The following is a 22493-nucleotide window of genomic DNA, read 5'->3' as shown; positions in this document are numbered from 1 at the left end:
CCGACGGGGGTGGACTCCGGCGTCAGCGCCGCCAGAGCAGGCCCAGTTGCAGCCGCAGGGGCGTGAAGGGCTCGGCGTGCACGAGTGCCTGGCCGGTGTGCGTGCCCAGCGGCTCCCAGCCGCCGCCGTCCAGCCCGTACACCTCCAGCGCTTGCTGGAGCGGGTCCACCAGCCACAGGTGGCGCACGCCCTCGCGGGCGTAGACCTTCATCTTCTTCTCCCGGTCCAGCGCCGCCGTGGAGGGGGAGAGCACCTCGCAGACCCAGTCCGGCGCGAGGGTGAAGCCCACCACGTCGGGCATCACTGGCATGCGTTCGCGGCGCCAGCCCGCGATGTCCGGTACCAGCACGTCCTCGCCCAGATGCAGCTCCGGCTCGAAGAGGAGCAGCCAGCCGCCCGGCCCTCCCCTTCCCTGGTGGAAGGGGGCGTACAGCTCCCCATGCAGCGCTGTCTGTGCGAGCGCATGGGGTGAAGCCGGGCGGGGGCTCACGTACAACTCGCCGTCCACCAGTTCCGCCACGAGGTGCGGAGGGACCGCCTCCAGGTCCGCGTACGTCGCCTTGCGTCTCTGGCCTCCGCCCATGTCCGGAGCATGGGCAGCCGGGCGTGCCTCTTCAAGGGGCCCTCGGGCCCCGCTGCTGGCGTCAGGGTTCATACGCGGAGACTACACCCTACTTCCGACATCAGGTAGCCCGGTACATCCTGAAACGTTGGCCGCGTCCCGAGGCCGCTTGCTTCGGCGCCCCATTCTCCCGCCGCGGAACGTCGGTCGGCCGTAGAGGCGGCAGAAGCTCTCGAGCTCCCGCGGGGGCGGCTACCGTCCCGCCTGCTGCTGCTGGGCCGCCCGGGCCTTCTCCTCTTCGATCATCTGTCCACCGGCCGCCACCGCGGCCCCGGCCAGCGAGGCCCGCATCTGTGCGTCCTTCGGCTCGCACACGCACCCGGCCGAGCTGCTGATGATGACCACCGCGCTCAGCTTCATCCCCAGCTCCTCGCAGTGCGAGACGCACTCGGTGGCGCGCTCCTTCGGGACCGGGCCCCAGGTGGCCCTCGCCGTGGTGCAGCCGGCGGACAGCAGACAGAGCAGCGGCAGGAGTTTGTTCGTCATGGGCGCCCTTCTCGCCGCGCGGCCCTGCTCCGTCAAGGCGGAGCGCCGGGACGACTTGCTCGAATTCATGGGATTAGCGCCGCACCCCCGGACCCCCCTGCCCCTGCGGCCTTCCGGGACGCCGGGTGCTATAGGCCGCCCTCATGAGCACCGCTCCCCAGTCCTCCTCCGTCACCCCCTCCTCCGAGTCCTCCGCGCCTCGGGGTGGCTCGGGCGCCATGTTCGACATGATCGCCCCGCGCTATGACCTGCTCAACCGGCTGATGTCCTTCGGCGTGGACCAGCGCTGGCGCAACAAGACGGTGGATGCCCTGGAGCTCCAGTCCGGCGCCCGGGTGCTCGACCTGGCCACCGGCACCGCGGACCTCGCGCTCAAGGTGCTCCAGCGCCACCCGGACACCAAGGTGGTGGGCGTGGACCCCTCCGAGGGCATGCTCGAGGTGGGCCGGGGCAAGGTGGCCGCCAAGGGGCTCACCCGGGTGTGCGAGCTGCAGGTGGGTGATGCGCAGCAGCTCCCCTTCGAGGACAAGAGCTTCGACGGGCTGTGCATGGCCTTCGGCATCCGCAACGTGCCGGACCGGGCGCGCGCCCTGCGCGAGATGGCCCGCGTGGTGAAGCCCGATGGCCGCATCGCCATCCTCGAGCTGTCCGAGCCTCGCGGGGGCGTGCTCGGGCCGCTGGCGCGCTTCCAGATTCGCACCGTGGTGCCCTTCATGGGCCGGCTGCTGTCCGGCGCCCGCGAGTACCGCTACCTGCAGCAGTCCATCGCCGACTTCCCCGCGCCCGAGGTGTTCGCCGGCGTCATGCGCGAGTCCGGCCTCGAGGTGCTGCGCGTCACGCCGCTCACCTTCGGCGTGTGCTGTCTGTACGTGGCTCGTCCTCGCTGAGCCCCTCCGCCCGTCTCTCGCGGTCATCCTCCTGCTGACAGAGGCTCGGCGGGGGAGAGCCCGGAGCGTGGACCTGTCGACGGAACGGCGGCCGGTGGGCTGCGGGCGGGAGGCCCCAGACGGGTAGCGTCCGGCCCCGGTACCGCGCCCGGAAGGGGGGAGCTGGCCCATGCCTGGCCGCTGGCGGCTCATCGTCCTCATCCTCCCGGTGCTGCTGCTGGCGCCGGACGCGGCGGCGCCGGGAGTCGTGCCGGACAGGCCCATGCGGGTGGCCTTCATCGATACCCTGGCGCCGGCCAACCCCTGGCGGGGCTACGTCCTGGGCGCCATGCACGCCGCCGCGAGCGACCTCGGCATCGAGCTCACCCACCACCCCGTGGGCCACTGGCCCGGGGACATCCTCGAGCGGGCGCGCCAGGTGATGACCGGGCCCGGCAAGCCGGACTACCTCCTCGTGTCCATCCACCGGGGCATCGGCACCCGCCTGCTCGAGCTCTCCCAGGAGACCCACGTGCCCGTCTTCGTCTTCAACTCGGGCCTGCTGCCCGAGGACGCGGCGCGCGTCGGCGGGCCCCGCGGCCACTTCCCGCTCTGGCTCGGCCAGCTGCTGCCGGATGAGGAGGACGCCGGACAACTGCTGGCCCGGCTCCTCCTCGAGGCCGCCACCCGGGGCCGCGCGCCCGGCTCCCCCGTGGGGCTCGTCGCGATCGAGGGGCGGCTCGGGGACTCCTCCGCGCTGCGGCGCACCGCGGGGCTGGGCCGGGCCGTGGCCGCGTGGGAGGGCGCCTCGCTGCTCCAGGGCGTCTCCGCCTCCTGGGACGCGGAGCAGGCCTGGCGCAAGGCGGCGCTGCTGCTGCGCCGCTACCCTCAGCTCCAGGTCCTCTGGGCCGCCAATGACAACATGGCCCTGGGCGCCCTGCGCGCCGCGGAGGAGGCCGGCCGCCGCCCCGGCGAGGACTTCTGGGTGGGCGGCATCGACTGGACGCCCGCCGCGCTCCAGGCCGTGCGCGAGGGCCGCATGGTGACGACGCTCGGCGGCCACTTCCTCGAGGGCGCCTGGGCCCTGGTGCTGCTGCACGACTACCACCGTGGCCGCGACTTCGCCTCCGAGGGGCTCGACTGGCGCACGGCCATGGCCCCCGTCTCCCGCGACAACGTGGACGCCCTCCTCCAGTGGCTCGAGGAGCGCGACTTCGAGTCCATCGACTTCCGCGCCTTCTCCAAGGCCGCCAACCCCGCGCTGACGCACTACGACTTCTCCCTCCGCGCCGTGTTCGCACAGCGGCGCCTCCGCTTCCCGGGCACTCTCCTGGAGCTGTATGGACATGCGCGCCCCCTTCCCCTCGAGCGCCAACCGGCTCGGCCGCCGGCTGCTCCTGGCCATCGTCCTCTTCAGCCTCGCCGCCAGCCTCGTCAGCACCAGCGTGCAGCTCGCCGCCGACTACCGCGGTGAGGTCCGCGCCCTGGAGGACCGGCTGGAGCAGCTGCGCTCCAGCTACGCGCAGAGCGTCGCCCAGAGCCTCTGGTCGCTGGATGAGGCCCCGCTGCGCATCCAGCTCGAGGGCATCACGACGCTGCCGGACATCGTCCAGGCCGAGGTGGACAGCGCGCTGGGCACTCGCTACGTGGCCGGCGCCGCCCCCCCGCCCGAGGTGGCGCTGGTGCGCTCCATCCCGTTGCGCCACGGGCCGCTCTTTCTGGGCACGCTCCGGGTGAGCGCCACCCTGGCGCACCTCCACGCGCGGGTGAGGGCCCGGGTGCTCGTCATCCTCGCCACCCAGGCGGCCCAGACGTTCCTCATCGCCCTCTTCGTCCTCTTCGTCGTCCAGCGCATGGTGACGCAGCACCTGGCCACCATGGCGGCCTACACGCGGGGGTTGGATCCCTCGCACCTGGACGCGCCCCTGGTGCTGCACCGGAAGGGTCCGCACCGGCGGGCCCCGGCGCGCGCTGGCCGGGACGAGCTCGACGAGGTGTCCTCGGCCATCAACGGGATGCGCGAGTCGCTGCGCCAGGAGCTGGAGGAGCGCCAGCGCTCCGAGGCCTCCAACGCCTTCCTGGCCGAGGCCGGCGAGGTGCTGCTCGCCTCGCTGGATTTGGAGCAGGTGCTGCCGCGCGTGGCCGCCCTGTGCGTGGGCTCGCTCGCCGACTGGTGCGCCATCGACCTGGTGGAGGACGGCGAGGTGCGCCGGGTGGGCGGAGCGCACAGGGACGCGGCGAAGCGGCCCCTGCTCGGCGAGCTGCAGCGCCGCTTCCCTCCCGGCCCCGGCTCGGCGGCCCCGTCGGCCCGCGTGCTGCGCGACGGCGAGCCGGTGCTGGAGTCCCACCTCTCCGAGGACCGGGTGCGCGCCATGTGCTCCAGCGACGAGCACTTCCAGCTCATCCGGACGCTCGGCGTCCAGAGCGTGCTGGCGGTACCGCTGTTGGCGCGTGGGCAGGTGCTGGGCGCCATCTCGCTCGTCTCGGCCACGCCGGAGCACTTCGGGCCCGCCGAGCTCGCCCTGGCCCGGGAGCTGGCGCGCCGCGCCGCCATCGCCATCGACAACGCGCGGCTGTACCGGCACGCCGAGCAGGCCATCCGTCTGCGCGAGGTGTTCCTCTCGGTGGCCGCGCACGAGCTGCGCACCCCGCTGCTGCCCCTGCAGCTGCGCCTGCAGAGCCTCCTGCGCCGGGGCCGGAGTGGCGCCCCCGTGGAGCCTTCCCGGCTGCTGGCCGAGGTGGCCGCCGCCGAGCGGCAGACGCGGCAGCTGGGCCAGCTGGTGGACCAGTTGCTGGACGTGTCCGACCTCAGCGCGGGCCATCCGTTGGAGCTGCGCCGCCAGCAGGTGGACCTGGGCGCGCTGGTGGTGCGGGTGCTCGAGGCGATGCGGCCGCAGGTGGAGGCCAGTGGCTCCGAGGTGCGGCGCGAGCTGCTCCCGGCCGCCGAGGGCTGGTGGGACGCGCGCCGGTTGGAGCAGGTGCTGGCGAGCCTGCTGCACAACGCGCTGAAGTTCGGCCAGGGCCGGCCCATCGACGTGCGCGTGACGCAGCGGGAAGGCACGGTGGTGCTGGTGGTGAGAGACAACGGCATCGGCATGCCGGAGGAGGAGCGGCTGCGTCTCTTCGAGCGCTTCGGCCGCGGGGTGCCGGTGCGGCACTATGGAGGGCTGGGGCTCGGGCTGTACCTGGTGCGGCGGCTGGTGGAGGCGCACGGGGGCACCATCTCCGTCGAGAGCCGGCCGGGCGAGGGCTCCACGTTCACCGTGGTGCTGCCGGTGGAGGAGACCCCGGGCGCGGCGGGGTGAGGCGGCCTTCCGGGCGCGCACGTCACCAACTGGTCCGACTGTTGGACCAGTTGCTCGAGCCCGGGCCCGGAGGGTCTCCCCTCTCCCATGCGCCGCGTCCGGAGGCGCGTGGTAGCGTCGCGGTGTTGCGCGACCTGAACCGCTCTTCAATAGGGCTCGTCCCGCTGTTGCTGTTGTGCGCGCTGCTCTCCGGGTGCGCGGCCCCCGAGTGGGTGGGGTGCTCCGTGACGGGCCCCGCACCGGAGCCGCGCTTCTTGCGCCAGCTGGAGGAGTTGAGCCAGAAGGCGGAGCTGTTCTGTCAGCACGAGCTGCTCACCGCGCCCGCCCTCTCCCGCCTGCCGGAGCGTTACGCGCCTTCCGAGCTCATCCGGGGAGAGGACCTGGCGTTCGTGGCGCGCGAGCCCTCGCGGGTGCCGCGCTCGGAGCTCGACAGGCCGGGGCTGCACGCCGCGCTGGCCCGCTTCAGCCAGTGCAGAGCGTACGGTGCCCTCCTCTGGGGGGACCAGGCCGTGGTGTACGTGACGAAGACGCGGCCGCGCTGGGAGGAGCCGGGCCTGCTGACTCCGGAGGTGCTCACCCCCGCGACGCCGGCGCAGCGCCTCATCGCCCTGGTGCGCTGGACGCGGCGCCACCCCGAGACCGTCACCGAGAAAGGCGTGTTGCGCTTCCAGCGCACGAGCGAGGGCTGGCGCGCCGACTACCAGCTGCCGGAGGACGAGGAGCGCCGCACCCATCCGCTCGAGGTGCGCCAGTGTCCCGCGGTGCGCGAGGGGCCGGCCGTGAGGCGCTGGGAGCCGGAGATGACCCGGCCCGGGCTGCTCTCGGGCTCCATGCCCCGGTACTCGGCCGAGGCCTTCGAGGCGCGGGTGCAGGGCCTGTACACCGCGCGCTGCCGGCTCACCCGCGAGGGCGAGGCCCGGGACTGCTGTGTCCTCAAGTCCCTGCCGCACCTCGAGGCGGAGGGCGTGCTGCGCGCCCTGTCCCGGATGCGCTTCGCCCCCGTGACGAGCGAGGGCCAGCCGCTCGAGGTGGAGTACGACTTCCACTTCCGGTTCGCGCTGCCCCGGGACCCGGGCCCCTACAACACGGCCTATGTCGTGAAGCTCGCGCTGGACGGGCCGCAGTGAGCCGTCGCCAGGTGCTGGCGGTGGGGTGATGCAGGCCGGGGGCTCCGCGTGGCGGAAGCTCGACGCCCGGACGCAGGCTCGGCGCTGAGCCCTCCCCCGCTCCCTCGCCTGGGGAGGGGGAGCATGCGCCGCAGTTGGCTTGCCTTCCCGGGGACTCCGCGTGAGAAGTGAGGCTCCACCTCCCTCCCCTCCCCCCGCCGACATGAAGCCTCGGTATGACGTCATCGTGGTGGGCCTCGGCCACGCCGGCTGCGAGGCCGCCCTGGCCTGCGCGCGCATGGGCCTGTCCACCCTGGGCCTTACCCTCAAGCGCGAGCGCGCCGCCGTCATGAGCTGCAACCCCGCCGTGGGGGGCACCGCCAAGGGCCACCTGGTGCGCGAGCTGGACGCGCTCGGCGGGGAGATGGGCCGTGCGGCGGACCTCGCGGGCACGCACTTCAAGACGCTGAATGCCTCGAAGGGCCCGGCCGTGCAGGCCACCCGCGTGCTGTGCGACCGCGAGGCCTACGCGCGCACCCTGCAGTCCGTGCTCTGGGCCCAGCCGAACCTCACCGTGCACGAGGCCGAGGTCTCCTCCGTGGTGGCCGAGGGCGGACGCGTGGCGGGCGTGGTGCTCGGGGACGGCACGCAGGTGGCGGCGAGCGCCGTGCTGCTCACCACCGGCACCTTCCTCCAGGCCCTCATGCACGTGGGCGAGAAGAAGGAGGTGGGCGGGCGGCTCGGCGACGAGGCGGCGAAGGGGCTATCGGACTCGCTGCGCTCGCTCGGCTTCTCGCTGGGGCGCTTCAAGACGGGCACTCCCGCGCGCCTGGTGCGCGACAGCATCGACTGGGCCTCCATCGAGCCGCAGCACGGAGACTTCCCGCCGCGCCCGCTGTCCCTGCGCACGCGCTGGGGGCTCGGGGACGGGCCCTTTCCCAACCAGCCCGCGGTGACGTGCGCGCTCACGTACACCACGGCCGAGACGCACCGGATTCTCCGCGACAACCTCCACCGCTCGCCGCTCTTCCAGGGGGAGATTGTGGGCCGGGGCCCGCGCTACTGCCCGTCGCTGGAGGACAAGGTGGTGCGCTTCTCGGCGCGCGAGCGGCACCTCGTCTTCCTCGAGCCCGAGGGCCCCCAGTCCCCGCTGGTGTACCCGGCGGGCCTGTCCACGAGCATGCCGGCGGAGGTGCAGCTGGAGTTCCTGCGCACGCTGCCGGGCCTGCGAAAGGTGGAGGTGGCGCGCTTCGGCTACGCGGTGGAGTACGACTACGCGCCGCCCACGCAGCTGAAGGAGACGCTGGAGACGAAGGCGGTGGAGGGCCTGTACTTCGCGGGGCAGCTCAACGGGACGAGCGGGTACGAGGAGGCGGCGTTCCAGGGGTTGTACGCGGGGATTCAAGCGGGGCTGAAGGTGAAGGGCGAGCCGGCGCTGGTGCTCGGCCGGGACGAGGCGCACGGGGCGGTGCTGGTGGACGAGCTGGTGACGAAGGGGGTGGACGAGCCCTTCCGTATGTTCACGAGCCGCTCGGAGCACCGGCTGAAGCTGCGCGAGGGGAACGCGGAGCTGCGGCTGGCGAGGCACGGGGCGCGGGTGGGGCTGGTGTCGCGCGAGGTGTTGGAGCGGGTGGAGGAGAAGCGGCGCGCGGTGGCGGACGAGGTGGGGCGGCTGAAGCGGACGGGGCTGGCGGCGAGGCTCAAGCGGCCCGAGGTGACGTACGCGGCGCTGGCGGCGGACAAGCCGGAGGGCTGGCCGGGGCTCTCCGCGGAGGTGGTGGAGGAGGTGGAGGTGGAGGTGAAGTACGAGGGCTACATCGTGATGGCGGAGCGGGCGGCGGCGCGGGAGGCGGAGGCGTGGGACGGGTGGAGGATTCCGGGGGACTTCGCGTACGCGGGGGTGAGGGGCCTGTCGGCGGAGGCGGTGGAGAAGCTGGAGAAGGTGAGGCCGGCGACGGTGGGGCAGGCGAGGCGGATTCCGGGGCTGACACCGGCGGCGTTCTCGCTGGTGCTGGTGGCGCTCAAGCGGAGCGGGTTGGGGAGCGACTCAGGCCCGGGCGCAAGCGGGTTCTGATCGCACAGGGGGGTGTGGACAAGGTGTGGAGAAGTTTGGGGCACCAGAAGGTGCGAGACATTTCAAGGACTTGAGAACCAAGTCGGGAGGGGTGGCTGTGGATAACGCGCGCTTCGGCGATCTGATTGGGCAGGGGTGCAGGGCGTTGGGGGTGACGGTGGGGGAGGACGTGCCGGGGCGGCTGCACCGGCTGATGGGCGAGCTGTTGAAGTGGAACGCGAAGGTGAACCTGACGGCGATCACCGCGGAGGAGGAGGTGGTGGAGAAGCACTTCCTGGACTCGCTGGCGGTGCTGCCGGAGGTGGAGGGGGCGGGGAGCGTGCTGGACGTGGGAGCGGGGGCGGGCTTCCCGGGGTTGCCGCTGAAGATGGCGAGGCCGTCGCTGGCGGTGACGGTGGTGGACGCGGTGGGGAAGAAGGTGGGGTACGTGAAGGCGGTGGTGGCGGTGGCGGGGCTGGGGCTGACGGGGACGAAGGCGGTGCACACGCGGGCCGAGGGCAAGCCGGAGGCGGAGGGGCTGCCGCGAGCGGACCGGGTGATTGCCCGGGCGTTCATGGACCTGCCGGACTGGCTGGACCTGGCGCCGGCGTACCTGGCGGAGGGCGGGCACGTGGTGGCGATGTTGGGCAAGGCGCTGAGCGAGGACGAGCTGAAGGCGCAGGCGGAGAAGCGGGGCCTGAAGCTGGTGTCGGCGAGGGCGTACCGGCTGCCGTTCTCCGGAGCCGAGCGTCAGGTGGCCGCGTTCGCGAAGTAGCGGCCGTGTCCTCCACCACACGGAAGGCGAGTCCGGAGGCGTGTCATCGCGCCGCGACGGAGGCCCGTGTCGTCCCCTTCCCTTAAACTTTTCCACGCACCGATGGGGAGTGGCCGGTGACGTGAGGCAGGGCGCCGGGCCCGCCCGGAAGTCGTCGGGAGCGTTCACAGGGGGAGAACGCGACATGAGCACAGCGTCGGCCAAGGCGGCCGTGGGCAGTCCCGTGGGGAACGGGGACGGCGAGTCGATGAACCGGGGACTGGTGCTCTGGTCCGGCATCACCGTGGTGGGGGCGCAGGTGCTGCTGGTGTCCCAGGTCTGGGGCAGGTGGACGTGGGTGGGGGTGCTGTGCGCGCTGTTCGTCGTCCGGGGCGGGCTGAACATGAGCCTCTTCGCGCGGGTGAAACGGGTGGGCCACCAGGGGCGGGTGGAAACCTGGGTGCTGTTGATCGGCAACCTGACGCTCAGCACGGTGGAGTCGCAGCTGCTGCAGTGGAACCTGATGGCGTGGCTCCACATGGTCTTCCAGGCGGTGTTCCTGAACGGGACCCGGTCGCGGGAGGGGCTCGTCGAGCGGCGGGTGGGGCTGTGCCTCTACCTGGCGGTGTCGGCGGGGCTGGGGCTGCGGCAGGGCGTGGCGCCGGGGACGGTGCTCCTCTTCTGCCTGGCGGCGGTGGGGTTCTACGGACTGGGCGAGGCGCGCTGCCTGATGCTCAGCGAGGCGCTGGAGGCCTCGAGGCAGAGCCACCGTCAGCTCCAGGGGATGCAGCGCCAGCTGGTGGAGCACGAGAAGCTGTCGAGCCTGGGGCTGCTGGCGGCGGGCGTGGCGCACGAAATCAACAACCCGATGGCGTTCGTGACGAGCAACGTGCGGTTGCTGAGCCGGGACCTGGCGGCGCAGCCGCAGCTGCCGGAGGAGCTGCGCGAGTACGTGGACGACGTGCTGCCGGCGACGCTGGACGGAATCCGGCGGGTGAACGCGATCGTGGCGGACCTGAGACGCTTCGCGCGCAAGGATCCGGAGCAGCCGGTGGAGTTCGACCTGAACGCGGAGGTGTCTTCGGCGTGGAGGCTCTCGCAGGGGGAGCGGAAGAGCCGCTGCAAGGTGGAGCTGGAGCTGGGAGTGCTGCCGCCGATCCTGGGCCAGCCGAGGCAGATAGGGCAGGTGGTGTTGAACCTGCTGGTGAACGCGGTGCAGGCGGTGCCGGGGCAGGGGGGAGTGGTGAAGGTGAGGACGCGAGCGGAGGAGGGGGAGGTGGTGGTGGAGGTGAGGGACAACGGGGTGGGGATGACGAAGGAGGTGCTGGGGCAGCTGTTCCAGCCGTTCTTCACGACGAAGCCGGTGGGGGAGGGAACGGGACTGGGGCTGGCGGTGGCCTACGGCATCATCACGGGGCATGGAGGGCGCATCGAGGTGGAGTCGGAGCCGGGAAGGGGCACGTGCTTCACCGTGAGGCTGCCGGTGTCGGGAGAAGCGCCGGACCCGGAGCCACCCACCCGGGAGCAATCCTCCGCCGGGCCATCCCCTCTGAGTGATTCCCGCGCGAGCAATCCCCCGCCGGGCGCTCCCACCGGGAGCCACCACCCCTCGCCCCCCGGGAGAGGGACGGGGTGAGGGGATCGCGCCCCCGGGTTGAACCCCCGCGAGCCAGCCCGGGAGATCCATCGAGTCCATGAAGAGGCAACAGCCAGGGTCCGGGTATTGCACTGTGCACCGGCACACCTTGGAAAGGATGCTTCATGACTCGCGTTTCACGCCCCCTCACCCCCCGACTGCTGTTCCTCCTGACGTGCGCGCTGTTGTGGGGAGGGTGTGCGGCGTTGGGGACGCTGGAGACGGCGGACACGGTGCCGAGGGGCAAGACGCGGCTGAACGCGCAGGCGTGGGTGCAGGGAGTGGATGACGGGAAGAAGCCCGGAGTGCTGCCGCAGGTGGCGGTGTCGGGGCGAGCGGGAATCGCGGACGGGTTGGACATTGGAGGGCGGGTGTCGCTGCAGGGGGTGGAGGGCTCGTTGAAGCTGCAGCTGGCGGGGAGGCAGGAGGGGGAGCCGTTCGTGATGTCGGTGGCGCCCACGGTGGGGGCGGTGCTCTTCTCGCACGCGTGGGAGGAGGCGGAATGGAAGTCGAAGACGCAGCTGTACGCGGCGCTGCCGCTGCTCTTCGCGTTCCGGAGTCCGGACGGCTCCCAGCTGGTGCTCGGGCTGCGTCCGACGTGGATGCGGTTCGAGGAGCTCTATGATCCGGACATCCGCAACATGCTGGGGTTGGGGGCGTCGGTGGGCTACGCCTTCCGGGTGAACCCGGGCCTGCGCGTGATGCCGGAGCTGGCCATGCTGCTGCCGGTCTACGAGCGGGTGGGGGGTTCCTGGACGCAGATGCGCGAGGAGCCGAACCTGCAGTTCGGCGTGGCCTTCCTGATGGATCCAACGCGCTGAGCGCGGAGCAGGAGCGGGGCGAGGGCGGAGGAGCCCGGCCCCGCGGCGTGTAGCTGCGGCTGCACGCTGTGCAGCGCGGTGCATGCGAGCGAGTACGGGTCCCCGCCGCCCGAGCCGGGCGAGCCCTGGCAGGACCCGTGCACCACGCGGAGGCATGCACACGACTCCCTCTCGACGCTTCTTCTGGCTGGGCCTGCCGCTGTGGACGGGCTGCGCGGCGATGGGCACGTTGCAGACGGCGGACACGGTGGGCGCGGGGAAGACGCGCTGGAGTGCCCAGGTGATGGCGCAGGGGGTGACGGACGGGGGAGAGGACTCCGTGCCGCTGCCCCGGGTGGCGGTGGAGGTGAGGCACGGGCTCTCGGAGCGGGTGGAGGTGGGGGCGAGGGCCTCGACCTTCGGACTGGAGGTCTCGGGGAAGGTGGAGCTGGTGGAGTCCAGGGGCTCGCCGTGGGCGGTGTCGCTGGCGCCGGTGGTGGGGGTGCAGCAACTGACGATGCGATTCGACCGGGCCATGGCCTACAGCGAGCAGCGCTACGCCGCGTTGCCGGTGCTGGTGGGGTGGGCCTCGGTGGGGGGCTCGCAACTGGTGCTGGGGCTGAGGCCGACGTGGCTCTACTTTCCCCGGGTGCTGTCGACGCCGGCGGAGAACGCCTTCGCGCTGGGAGGCTCACTGGGCTACGCGTTCCCGGTGGGTTCGCGCGTGCGCCTCATGCCGGAGGTGGCGGTGATGCTGCCGGTGGGGCCGCTGCCCACGACGACGGCGATGCGCACGGAGGGGTTGAAGCCTCACGTGCAGCTCGGCATGGCCGTCATGCTGGACAGCGGTGGAGACGAGTGAGTCCGGCGCGGTCCGTGCCCTGAGTTGGAAGCAGCCCGGCCGGAGGCGCTTTCCGGAGCCGTGTTCCACGTGGAACACGGCCGCCGCGGAGCGCCGGAGGGAGACGGTCCCCGCAGAAGGCCGCCGCATGTGAGCCGTGAGGCTGGACGGGTTCTCCTGGCGCGAGCACGGACCTCGGAAGCGCCGCCCCTTTTCCTCGCTGGCGCATGACCGCGCCGGAAAAGGATCGGACCCTGAAGAGGAAGAACCCGTTGGCGGCGGGGACGAAGCAGAAGGCGCACGCCAGGCCGAGCAAGCAGAAGCACTCGAGGACTGGGAGCGGGCAGCGAGTGAGGAAGAGCACCCGCCGTGCTCCCTCCATGCGCGGAGGGCGCTCGCGTGGGGAGGCGCCGTCCGGGATTCGTCTGGAGCTGACGCTGACGGGCAGCACCGCCTGGAAGCTGCTGCGCCTGCTCCTCGTTCTGGCCTCGGTGGGCTCGAGTCCGTTCGTCTTCCGGCGGAGCATGGAGGTGCTCTGGGCGACTGGTGCCGCCACGGCGCCAACCCCTGGCGCCTCGACGGAGGGCGCGCAGCGGAACCACCTCGAGTCAGGGAGGTAGCGGAGCCGCCTCTCCGCATCCGCGCCGGAGCGGGGCGGGAGGCTGACGGCTCGTGTCCTCGCGTCGGCCAGCCACCCGGGGTGGGAGCGGGGGACCGCCTCGGATGCATCAGTCCCCGGCGCTCCTGAAGTTCACGGGAGAGCTAAGCCAAACCGACTAATTCCGTTCAGGGGTAGTGGCGCGGGTAGGCCGTGCCGCGCACCATCGCCAGAAGCAACCCCTGAACGGAATTACTTCGCTTGGCTTAGCTACTACCTGGGGCGGGAGTGCTGGCGGGCCACTGGGGACTGTGGGGGTGTTCCACGTGGAACGTCCGGCCGAGCCGTGCACTCGCGGTTCGAGGCGGCACGGGGAGACACGGGCAGACTGCGCCCCATCGAGCACGCACCTGGGTCCGGAGCCCGAGCTTCCGTGGGCCCATCCGGAACGGGTGCCCCGTCCATCCGGAGCGTCACCGCGGGGCGGTGGAGCGCGGGATGACCCGCCAGTGAGAGCCGGCTCTCCATGGGGTGGGCGCGGCGGGGATTCGAGACCGGGGCACGGATGCGCGGAGTCCTGGAGGGAGTGCCTTCCGGGCGAGGGGCTCCTGGTCGAGGAGGCGTGTTCCACGTGGAACACGTGGGCTCCGGCGGGATGCAGCAGGAGGGATGGGGTGGGGCATCCGGTGAAGAACTCCTGCCGGAGAAGTTCCACGTGGAACAGCGGAACCCGGTAGGCACAAGGAGCGGCAAGCTCAGGCCGGGCTGCGGAAGGGGAGGGGGCTCCAGACAGGGACAGGTTCCATGTGGAACCTGCCGGTCCGGGTGTCTGCGAGGGGCGCTGCGGTCCGCCGCCCTGTTCAGCGCCTGGAGGGGGCCTGCTGGGGCCTCCCGGGTCGGGAGGTGTTTCACGTGGAACGCGGGCTCCGGGCGAGAGGCGGCAGGAGGGATGGGGCGGGGCACCCGGTGAAGAACTCCTGTCGGAGAGGTTCCACGTGGAACAGCGGAGCCCCGACAGGCGGAAGGGGCGGGGATCTCGGGCCGGGCTGCGGAAGGGGAGGGGGCTCCAGACAGGAACAGGTTCCACGTGGAACCCACCGGTCCGGGTGTCTGCGCGGGGCGCCCCAGTCCGCTGCCCTGTTTGGCACCTGGATGGAACCCTGCTGAGGCCTTCCGGGCCGGGAGGTGTTCCACGTGGAACGTGCTGCCCGGGGGTCGGCAAGAGGCCACGAGGCGAGGCCCGGCTGGAGGTGTGAAGGGTCTCCCAGCGGGTGTTCCACGTGGAACAGCCAACCTGGAACGGACGGAGGGACAGGGGAGGCTGAGCGCGGGAGGAGAGGCTTTACGGTCCGCTCCGAAGGTTGGACGAGCGGCTCTCTGCCTGGGAGTTGTTCCACGTGGAACGTCAGGGCCGAGGACCCGGCTGTGCGGCTCCACCTGGGCGCATCCGCTGGCTGCAGGGGCTTTCTGGCCGAGGCGTGTTCCACGTGAAACGGCGGCTCCATTCAAGCCGGGTCGGACAGGGTGATTCGGCTGGGACTCCGGCCCCTGGATGAGAGGCTTTCAGGCCGAGGCCTGTTCCACGTGGAACAGCGGCCCCCTGCCGAACCAGGCAGGGCGGGGGTGCTCTGGCTGAGCCTTCGAATGCTGGAGGAGAGGCTTTCAGGTCGAGGCGTGTTCCACGTGGAACAGCGGACCTTCATCCCAGGCAGGGGAGGGCGGGAGTCTTCCCGGTGTGGTTGCGAGGGTTGGAAGAGAGGCTTTGGGGAAGGGGATGTTCCACGTGGAACGTCGGAGCCACTCGGGCTGGGGAGGACGGGGGTGTTCCGGCTGGGGCTCCGGCCGCTGGAGGAGAGGCTTTCTGGCCGAGGCGTGTTCCACGTGGAACGGCGGACCCCTTTCGGGCGGTGCTGAGCGGGGTGCCTCGGCTGGGACGCCGACGGCCAGAAGAGAGGCATTGGGACACGCGGGATGTTCCACGTGGAACAGCGGACTCGGGTTGCGCTGGAGGTGCGCTGGAGGTGCGCTGGAGCTGCGCCGGACCGGAGGTTGAGCGAGAGGCCATTCGGCCCCGGGAGGTTCCACGTGGAACGCGTCTGTTTTGGGCGAGCCTGTCCCCAGCGCTGAGCCGCTCCCGTTCTTCTGCCCGCGGAAGGGAAGCGGCGCCCAGGGCGCGCGGTGAAGGCCTTCTGTCCGGGAGGCGTTCCACGTGGAACGGTGGGCTCGGGCCGGGGGCGGCTCCACTTGGAAGCGGGAGGCTGGAGCCTCGGTGTTCGGCGCCTCCGCGAGGATGCGAGGGCGCTGTCCGGCTTTTGCCCGTGGGTGTTCCACGTGGAACGTGTCCGCGAGGACCTGGCGCCGTCGGCGAGTCCGTGGCTCGGGCCTGACGCGGGGAGGGCGCGCCGGGTCCCCGTGTTCCGCCAGCCGGTCCGGCCCACGACCCTCACCCCCGCCCTCTCCCAGGGGGAGAGGGGGCCTTCCACGGCTCCAACCTGGGGCCTCGATACCCTCACCCCGTCCCTCTCCCGGGGGTGTACCCCCCGCGAGGCCAAGGAGGGATGTCAGGCAGGCGAGCTAGAAGTCTGATCCGGTCGCGGACTGGATCAGCCGACGATTTGATGGATCAATACGGGAGTCGGTACATGCCTCCCCCGCAGAGCCCCCGGGCACTCCCGGGGCGTCGCAAGGATGGGCCACGTGGGTCGAATCATCTGCATCTCCAACCAGAAGGGCGGCGTCGGCAAGACGACCACCGCCATCAACCTCGCCGCGAGCCTCGCCGCCGCTGAGCGCAAGGTGCTCCTCGTCGACATGGACCCTCAGGGCAATGCCGGCAGCGGACTCGGCCTCAAGCGCGAGAATCTCCAGGGCACCGTCTATGACGCCCTCCTCGGAGGCCGTCCCATGGGCGAGCTCCTCCACTCCACCGAGCTGCGCTTCCTCCAGGTGGTCCCCGCTACCCCGGACCTCACCGGCGCCGAGGTCGAGCTCGTCAACCAGGAGCGTCGCGAGTTCCGCCTCCGCGATGCCCTCCGGCCCCTCGCGGACCAGTACGACTACATCCTCATCGACTGCCCGCCCTCGCTCGGCCTGCTCACCCTCAACTCGCTGATCGCCGCGGACTCCGTCCTCATCCCGCTCCAGTGCGAGTACTACGCGCTCGAGGGCCTCTCCCAGCTCAACCACACCATCGACCTGGTGCGGCAGGCCTTCAACCCCGAGCTGAAGATGGAGGGCATCCTCCTCACCATGTTCGACTCGCGCGCGAACATCGCCAACCAGGTCGTCGCCGACGTGCGCGACTACTTCAAGGAGCAGGTCTTCTCGGCCGTCGTGCCGCGCAACGTGCGCCTGTCCGAGTGCCCGTCCTTCGGCAAGCCCATCCTGCTCTACGACATCAAGTCCAAGGGCTGCGAGAGCTACCTGGCGCTCGGCCGGGAGATCATGCAGCGCGAGCCCAACCCGCCCCCCGCTCGCAAGGTGGCGTAGCGCGCCTCCGAGCCGGTCCCCGCCCGCATCCTTATATAGAGGCGAGCGCTCGACTGGCTCCCCCTCGCCCGGCCGGGGCTCGTGTTTCCCGCCCGCCGGGCCGCTGTCCAGGTGCTGAACCGGGCTGGAGCGCTGAACCCGCTCCGCTCAGCCCCGCCGGGCTCCCGCGTCCCCCCGGCCGAGGCGGTGCTGTCCAGGGATGTGGCCGCCCGGTCCCCTCCGGGTGTGCAGTGCCGGGCCCCCGGCGGAGACACGCAGTGCTGAACGGTGACAAGCAGAAGCGGGCGTTGGGCCGTGGCCTCTCCGCCCTCATCCCCCAGGCAGCCCCTCCTCCCTCCGCGGCCGCCGCGGCGGTGGTGCTCCCTCCCGAGCCTCCCGCTCCTCCCAAGGGCAGCGTCCTCAAGCTCCCCATCGAGGCCATCCACCGCGACACCCTCCAGCCGCGCCGCCACTTCGACGAGGAGAAGCTGCGCGAGCTCACCGAGTCCATCAAGGCCCAGGGCGTCCTCATGCCCGTGCTCGTGCGCAAGGACGGCGAGGGCTACAAGATCATCGCCGGCGAGCGCCGCTGGCGCGCCTCGCAGCTGGCCGGCCTCCACGAGATTCCCGCCATCGTGCGCGAAGTCACCGAGGTCGAGGCCTTCGAGCTCGCCCTGGTGGAGAACCTCCAGCGCGCGGACCTCAACCCCATGGAAGAGGCCGAGGGCTATCACCGCCTCGTCGAGGAGTTCGGCCTCACGCAGGAGCTGGTGGCCCAGCGCGTCGGCAAGGAGCGCTCCACGGTGGCCAATGCCCTGCGCCTGCTCGGCCTGCCTCCGGAGGTGAAGGAGATGGTGGCCGTGGGCAACCTGAGCGCGGGCCATGCCCGTGCGCTGCTCGGCGTGCCCCGCATCCCCGAGATGACGGAGCTGGCCCAGCAGGTCGCCGCGCGCAAGCTCAGCGTGCGCGACACCGAGAAGCTCGTTCAGCAGTCCAAGGGCACCAAGGTGAAGGACTCGGGCAAGCCGCAGAAGCAGAGCCCCCAGGTGAAGGCCCTCACGGAGGAGCTCCAGCGCATTCTGGGCACCAAAGTGCGTTTGGTGGAGAAGAGCAGTGGAAAAGGCACCATCGAGGTCGATTACTTCTCGTACGATGATCTCGATCGCATCCTGAAGGTACTCAGGAAGGAGTAGCGCGTGGCGCTCCTCGGGAAAAAAGAAGAGAAGACCAACGTACCGCTTCTAGGCAGACGGGAGGATGAATCCGTGGCAACGCGTCCGGGTGAGGTTCACACGCTGCTCGGCAAGGGCAGCGAGTTCGAGGGGAAGCTCACCTTCGAGGGACAGGTTCGTATCGACGGGAAGTTCAGCGGGCAGATTGTCACCAAGGACGTGCTCGTCATTGGCGATGGGGCCCGCGTCACGGCGGAGATCAACGCCGGCACCGTCATCATCAATGGCACCGTGGAGGGCAACGTGCGCGCCGCGCAGCTGATTGAGCTGCACGCTCCCGCGCGCGTGAAGGGCAGCCTGGAGAGCCCCGCGCTCACCATGGACCGCGGCGTCGTCTTCGAGGGCACCACGAAGATGGAGAACCTGGGCAAGGGCGGAGGCTCGCCGCCGCCTCCGGGTGGTGAGGTCAAGAAGTAGTGGGCCGCGCCGTGGGCCAGCCCGTGCGCGCCGCCCTGGTGGCGCTGTGCTGGCTGGCCGCCGGCTGCGGTGGTTGCAAGCAGGAGCAGCAAGAGGTGCCCGTGGCTCCGGAGGCAGTGGCCCCGGAGCCGCGGTCCGTCCCCCAGCGGCGCGTGGGCGTGAAGGTGCCCATGCCGCCGGGGTGGACGGCCCAGGTGGCGCAGGATGGGAGCTTCCAGTTCGGCCCGCCCGGCCGCCCGGTGTTGCGCGTGGACCTGCGCCCCGGCCAGGGCTCCACGCTGCCCACCCCCGAGGCGCTCGTCCAGACGGTGGAGAAGTCCTTCGCGGGCTTCGAGCGCACGCTGGAGCAGCAGTCGGGGGGCGAGGACTTCTCGTTGGTGCGGGTGCAGCTCACGCCGAAGCTCGGGGACGGGGGCATGGGCGCGCGCTACCCGGCGCTCTTCGGCGCGCGGCGCGTGGAGAAGGACCTCTTCCTGTGCGCCACCTTCCCCGGTGTCACCGCCGACGAGGTGCTGCTGGCCTCCGAGGCCTGCCGGGGCATCGAGTTCCAGCAGCCGCGCTGAGCGGACCTCCACGCCAAGCCTCACGCCGAGCCTCACGCAGGGCCCCGCAAAGACATCGGGCGCGGCCACCCGGAGCCCCATGTTCTCCGGGTGCGCGCCCGATGCTTCCCCCCTCGCACCAGCGCACCGGCCCTTCCCCCCGGACGGACGGAGCGCTGGTGGATGCGTGAGGTGGACGGCTGAATGTCTCGCGGGGTTTCCGCGGGTGGGGCTGCCGTCGACAGGTGTGTGCGCCCGCGGACGCTCGCCGCGAGGTTGCTCCCCGTGAGTGTCGGGTGGCCTTCGCTTCCGCCCCCGCAACCCCGGGCGGGCAGGCGTATTCCAGCGCTCAGTGCCCGCCGGTCACGGCGAGGGCCAGCGCGCCCACGGCCAGGGTGACGGCGAACACGAGCAGCAGCCAGCGGCCGAAGCGCCACCCGCCCACCACCGTGGCCATGATGCCCTTGGTGAGGGTGTTGGAGGCGGTGCCCAGGAAGAGGGTGGTGACGGCCACGTCCTCGGGGAGGGCGGCGGTGCGCGCCAGGTTGGCCATGGAGAGGGTGATGGCGTCCACGTCGGTGAGCCCCGCGAGCAGTCCGGCGAGGTACGCCCCACGGTGCCCGAGCGACGCGGTGGCCGCGCTCGCGCCCAGCAGCACCAGCGCGAAGAGGAGGGTGAACTTGAGGGCCGAGCCCAGGGCGAAGGGGTTGGAGAACTGCATTTCAGAGCCCTCGCCGCGCACCTCGCGCACCTCGCGCGAGCGGCGGTAGAGCAGCGCGCTGGCTACCAGCAGGGTGGCGGCCATGGCCCCCATGGGCACCGCGACGAGGCGCACCATGGGCGGGTTCACCACGGCCACCTCGCCCATGACGCGGAGGAACATGAGCGAGGAGGCCAGCATCACCGCCAGCGCACACCCCTGGGCCAGCTCGCGCGGGGCGCCCTTGGCGCGGCCGGAGAAGGTGAGCGTCACCGCGGTGGAGGACACCAGCCCGCCGATGAGCCCCGTCACCACCAGCCCCCGGCGCGAGCCCAGCGCCTGGATGGCCACGTAGCCGGCGAAGCCGATGCCGGCGATGAGCAGCGTCAGCCAGCCGAGCTGCCTCGGGTTGAGCACGTCCAGGGGGCCATAGGTGGCGTCCGGCAGCAGGGGCACCACCACCACGGCGACGAAGAGCAGCTGCACCCCGGCGGACACGTCCCGCTTCTGCAGCCGGCCGAGGAAGGCGTGCAGCTCCGGCTTCATGGACAGCAGCGTGGTGGCCACCACCGTGAGGCCCGCCACCACCAGCACCTTCACCCGCATGGGCTCGAGCACGCCCTGCGTCAGCGCGAGCGCGCCGAGCAGGAAGCTGAGCAGCAGCGACACCTCGGAGGTGAGGCCATGCGAGCGGCCCTGCCGCACGTCTCCCGCGTAGGACACCACCAGCAGCGCGCCCAGCGCCGCGAGCGACAGCAGCATCAACCAGGGGCCCAACTGGCGCGCCACCAGCACCGAGGCCGCTCCCGCCAGCGACACCAGCGGGTAGGTGCGCGAGCCGCCGAGGAAGGACTCGCGGCCCTCGCGGGGCTCCGGCGCCGAGTACTCGCGCTCCTGGCCGATGAGGAAGCCCGCGGCCAGGGCGAGTCCGAGGGAGAGGAAGGGCTCGTAGCTGTCCATGGGCCTCCTCTACCAGACGGAGGCCCGGCGTCCGTCAGAAGAGGGGCCTGGGCGAGGGCGAGAGCGTGGCGTCATCCACGAGGGGCTCGCTCGTCACGGCGGGCACCCGCGCGCCCTCGCCGAAGCCCTGGGCGCCGGAGGCCAGCGGCCGGGCTCCCGAGAAGAGGCCACGCGTCCGCTCCAGCAGCCAGCGCATGCCGAGCACCGCGTCGCGGAGGAGGGCCTTGGGCGCCTCGCGCGAGAGGAGGGGAGGGCCCTTGAGCGTACCCACCGAGCCCTCCACGGGCATGGGGTTGATGCCCACGCCGAGCTCGTAGACCATCTTGCCGCCGAGGGTGGCGGTGTAGACGGCGGCCACGTTGGCGGCGAGCCCGAGCGCGCACTGGACGCGGGACGGAGGCCGGCCGAGCCGCCAGAGCGTCACGCCCACCGCGCCCAGGGTGATGACGGCATTGCCGAGGCCGTGGAGGAACACCATGTCGCGGGCGCGGGGCTCCTCGAGCTTCACCTCCTGCGAGGCGGCCAGTCCGGCCAGCCCCGAGAAGAGGGCGCTCAAGGTTCCGGCCACCCACAAGCGCCGGCCCACCTGGGCCCAGGCGCGGTCGCCGGTGGTGACGGCGATGAGGTCGGCCACCGTGGCGGTGGGGAGCAGGGCGAGCGGGGCATGGACGACGGCCGGGTGCAGCTCGTGAAGCAGCATCTTCATGGAACGGTCTCCTGAGGGTCAGGGCGCGGGGCTGGACGCGTCTGGGGCCTCGGGTTTTCAGTTGTGCGGAGGGAAGGCCGCGGGCTCGCCGGTGGCGCCGTTGCCATCGGGCTGGGGCCCGGACTTCTTCTCCTCGGGGGTGGAGCGGTCCTCGCCCTTGTGGCGGATCCGCTCGTCCTCGCCCGCGCCCTGCCGGGGGACCGTCGTCTCGTCCGGGTTCTTCCGCTCGTTCTTCCTGTCCATGTTCCCACCTCGCCCGTGAAGGAGTTTTCGGGAAGCTGGGCACGCCGGGGTGGGCCGTCACGAGCCGGAGCGAAGGCGGGGCCGCCTGCCTGGTGGGCATGCGCGCGGGCCGTCCGGGGCTGTCGTGCAGCACACGCCGGGAGAAGCGGGGACTCGTCGCTGGCGGAGGCTTCGGGTGGAGTGGGCGGGATGAACGACGAGCAGCCGCGGCTGACGGCCCACGAAATCTACGAGCACGTGGTGAAGGCGGGACGCGAGGAGCTGACGCGTCCGGTGGGGCAGTTGGCCTGGTCGGGGGTGGCCGGTGGGCTGCTGATGGGGCTGAGTGGGCTGGGGGTGGCGCTGATGCGCTCGTTCCTCGGGGATGGCGAGGGGGCGCGGCTGGCGGGCTTCGCGCTCTACCCGGCGGGATTCATCGCCGTCATCCTCGGGCGGGCGCAGCTCTTCACGGAGAACACGCTGTTTCCGGTGGTGGTGGTGCTGCGCGAGCCCGCGAGGCTGGCGCGGATGTTCCTGCTGTGGGCGGTGGTGCTGGCGTGCAACGTGGTGGGCGCGCTCCTCTTCACGCTGCTGGTGAGCCGCACGGGCGCGGTGAAGCACGAGGTGGTGCGCAAGCTCGGGGCGCTCGGGCGGGAGGCGGTGGAGCGGGGCAGCGTGGAGCTGTTCTGGGGAGCGGTGGTGGGCGGGTGGCTCATCGCGCTGGTGGCGTGGCTGGTGTCGGCGAGCCACAGCACGTTCGGGCAGCTGTCGCTCATCTGGTTCTTCACGTTCATCGTGGGAGCGGGGCACTTCGCGCACTCCATCGCGGGCAGCTCCGAGGTGCTGGCCGCGGTGCTCACCGAGGGCCTGCCGGTGAGCCACTTCCTGCGCTGGCTGGCGATGGCGGTGCTCGGCAACGCGGTGGGGGGCGTGGGGCTGGTGAGCCTGCTCAACTACGGGCAGGTGGAGACGAACACCGAGGCGCCCCGCCCGCCCTCGTGACGGCCCCGGGTAGCGCCAGGTCCGGTGCTGCGCTGTCGATGCTCGTGGTGCCGGGTCTCCAGAGGCCGAGAGGCCGGGTCGATGGGGATGGGACACGTTGGCCCTGGAGGCGCGTACAGGGAGCCTCTCCGGGTCCGAGCTCGAGCAACTGGTCCGATTGTCGGACCAGTTGGTGCT

Annotated in this window: 20 protein-coding genes; 15 read left to right on the top strand and 5 right to left on the bottom strand. The window is 71.8% G+C overall.

The window, feature by feature from the left end:
- Positions 1-22 precede the first annotated feature (22 nt).
- Positions 23-583: a Uma2 family endonuclease gene (locus tag NR798_RS47510; protein WP_375773930.1), complete on the bottom strand. Its 561-nt coding sequence runs from the start codon at positions 581-583 to the stop codon at positions 23-25.
- Positions 584-814: 231 nt separating this feature from the next.
- A complete protein-coding gene (locus NR798_RS47505) occupies positions 815-1108 on the bottom strand; it encodes a hypothetical protein (RefSeq protein WP_375769279.1) in 294 nt (97 codons plus the stop codon).
- Positions 1109-1251: 143 nt separating this feature from the next.
- On the opposite strand from NR798_RS47505, the gene ubiE reads away from it, so the two are divergent.
- From ubiE to NR798_RS47435, 14 genes are all read left to right on the top strand, one after another.
- Positions 1252-1995, top strand: coding sequence for a bifunctional demethylmenaquinone methyltransferase/2-methoxy-6-polyprenyl-1,4-benzoquinol methylase UbiE (ubiE, locus tag NR798_RS47500; RefSeq protein ID WP_375769278.1), 744 nt, complete (start codon positions 1252-1254; stop codon positions 1993-1995).
- 169 nt (positions 1996-2164) lie between these two features.
- Positions 2165-3448: an ABC transporter substrate-binding protein gene (locus NR798_RS47495; RefSeq protein WP_375769277.1), complete on the top strand. Its 1284-nt coding sequence runs from the start codon at positions 2165-2167 to the stop codon at positions 3446-3448.
- The gene (locus NR798_RS47490) at positions 3420-5279 is read left to right on the top strand and encodes an ATP-binding protein (RefSeq protein WP_375773929.1); all 1860 of its coding nucleotides are present in this window, start codon (positions 3420-3422) and stop codon (positions 5277-5279) included. The genes NR798_RS47495 and NR798_RS47490 overlap by 29 nt, the downstream gene beginning before the upstream one ends.
- 224 nt (positions 5280-5503) lie before the next feature.
- Positions 5504-6406 carry an energy transducer TonB gene (locus NR798_RS47485; RefSeq protein WP_375769276.1) on the top strand — a complete coding sequence of 301 codons (903 nt, stop codon included), beginning with the start codon at positions 5504-5506 and terminating at the stop codon, positions 6404-6406.
- A 202-nt stretch (positions 6407-6608) separates the two neighbouring features.
- The gene (gene mnmG / locus NR798_RS47480) at positions 6609-8459 is read left to right on the top strand and encodes a tRNA uridine-5-carboxymethylaminomethyl(34) synthesis enzyme MnmG (RefSeq protein ID WP_375769275.1); all 1851 of its coding nucleotides are present in this window, start codon (positions 6609-6611) and stop codon (positions 8457-8459) included.
- Between the two features lie 97 nt (positions 8460-8556).
- Positions 8557-9213 (top strand): 16S rRNA (guanine(527)-N(7))-methyltransferase RsmG, encoded by a 657-nt coding sequence (gene rsmG / locus NR798_RS47475; RefSeq protein WP_375769274.1) that lies wholly within the window; start codon positions 8557-8559, stop codon positions 9211-9213.
- 184 nt (positions 9214-9397) lie between these two features.
- Positions 9398-10828, top strand: a complete 1431-nt coding sequence (locus tag NR798_RS47470; RefSeq protein ID WP_375769273.1) for a sensor histidine kinase — start codon at positions 9398-9400, stop codon at positions 10826-10828.
- Between the two features lie 125 nt (positions 10829-10953).
- Positions 10954-11649: a hypothetical protein gene (locus tag NR798_RS47465; protein WP_375769272.1), complete on the top strand. Its 696-nt coding sequence runs from the start codon at positions 10954-10956 to the stop codon at positions 11647-11649.
- Between the two features lie 154 nt (positions 11650-11803).
- The gene (locus NR798_RS47460; protein ID WP_375769271.1) at positions 11804-12490 is read left to right on the top strand and encodes a hypothetical protein; all 687 of its coding nucleotides are present in this window, start codon (positions 11804-11806) and stop codon (positions 12488-12490) included.
- Between the two features lie 329 nt (positions 12491-12819).
- On the top strand, positions 12820-13089 hold the full coding sequence (locus tag NR798_RS47455; RefSeq protein ID WP_375769270.1) for a hypothetical protein: 270 nt from the start codon (positions 12820-12822) through the stop codon (positions 13087-13089).
- A 2675-nt stretch (positions 13090-15764) separates the two neighbouring features.
- Entirely contained in the window at positions 15765-16556 is a 792-nt protein-coding gene (locus NR798_RS47450) for a ParA family protein (protein ID WP_375769269.1), read from the top strand.
- A 257-nt stretch (positions 16557-16813) separates the two neighbouring features.
- Positions 16814-17728 carry a ParB/RepB/Spo0J family partition protein gene (locus NR798_RS47445; protein WP_375769268.1) on the top strand — a complete coding sequence of 305 codons (915 nt, stop codon included), beginning with the start codon at positions 16814-16816 and terminating at the stop codon, positions 17726-17728.
- 3 nt (positions 17729-17731) lie between these two features.
- The gene (locus NR798_RS47440; RefSeq protein WP_375769267.1) at positions 17732-18184 is read left to right on the top strand and encodes a polymer-forming cytoskeletal protein; all 453 of its coding nucleotides are present in this window, start codon (positions 17732-17734) and stop codon (positions 18182-18184) included.
- Between the two features lie 11 nt (positions 18185-18195).
- Complete coding sequence (locus NR798_RS47435) at positions 18196-18747, top strand: hypothetical protein (protein WP_375769266.1); 552 nt, start codon at positions 18196-18198, stop codon at positions 18745-18747.
- Positions 18748-19075: 328 nt separating this feature from the next.
- On the opposite strand, the gene NR798_RS47430 is transcribed toward NR798_RS47435, so the two are convergent.
- Genes NR798_RS47430 through NR798_RS47420 form a run of 3 tightly spaced genes read right to left on the bottom strand, consistent with a single transcriptional unit; the run spans position 19076 to position 21335 of the window.
- Entirely contained in the window at positions 19076-20386 is a 1311-nt protein-coding gene (locus NR798_RS47430) for an MgtC/SapB family protein (protein WP_375769265.1), read from the bottom strand.
- A gap of 34 nt (positions 20387-20420) precedes the next feature.
- The gene (locus tag NR798_RS47425; RefSeq protein WP_375769264.1) at positions 20421-21092 is read right to left on the bottom strand and encodes a DUF2231 domain-containing protein; all 672 of its coding nucleotides are present in this window, start codon (positions 21090-21092) and stop codon (positions 20421-20423) included.
- 57 nt (positions 21093-21149) lie between these two features.
- Complete coding sequence (locus NR798_RS47420; protein WP_375769263.1) at positions 21150-21335, bottom strand: hypothetical protein; 186 nt, start codon at positions 21333-21335, stop codon at positions 21150-21152.
- A gap of 189 nt (positions 21336-21524) precedes the next feature.
- On the opposite strand from NR798_RS47420, the gene NR798_RS47415 reads away from it, so the two are divergent.
- A complete protein-coding gene (locus NR798_RS47415; protein ID WP_375769262.1) occupies positions 21525-22316 on the top strand; it encodes a formate/nitrite transporter family protein in 792 nt (263 codons plus the stop codon).
- Positions 22317-22493: the final 177 nt, after the last annotated feature.

Origin of the sequence: Archangium gephyra (assembly GCF_042230915.1) — a bacterium.
GTDB classification, from domain to species: domain Bacteria; phylum Myxococcota; class Myxococcia; order Myxococcales; family Myxococcaceae; genus Archangium; species Archangium gephyra_B.
The sequence above is the reverse complement of the archived record's forward strand: the minus strand, read 5'-3'. Positions and strand labels throughout refer to the sequence as shown.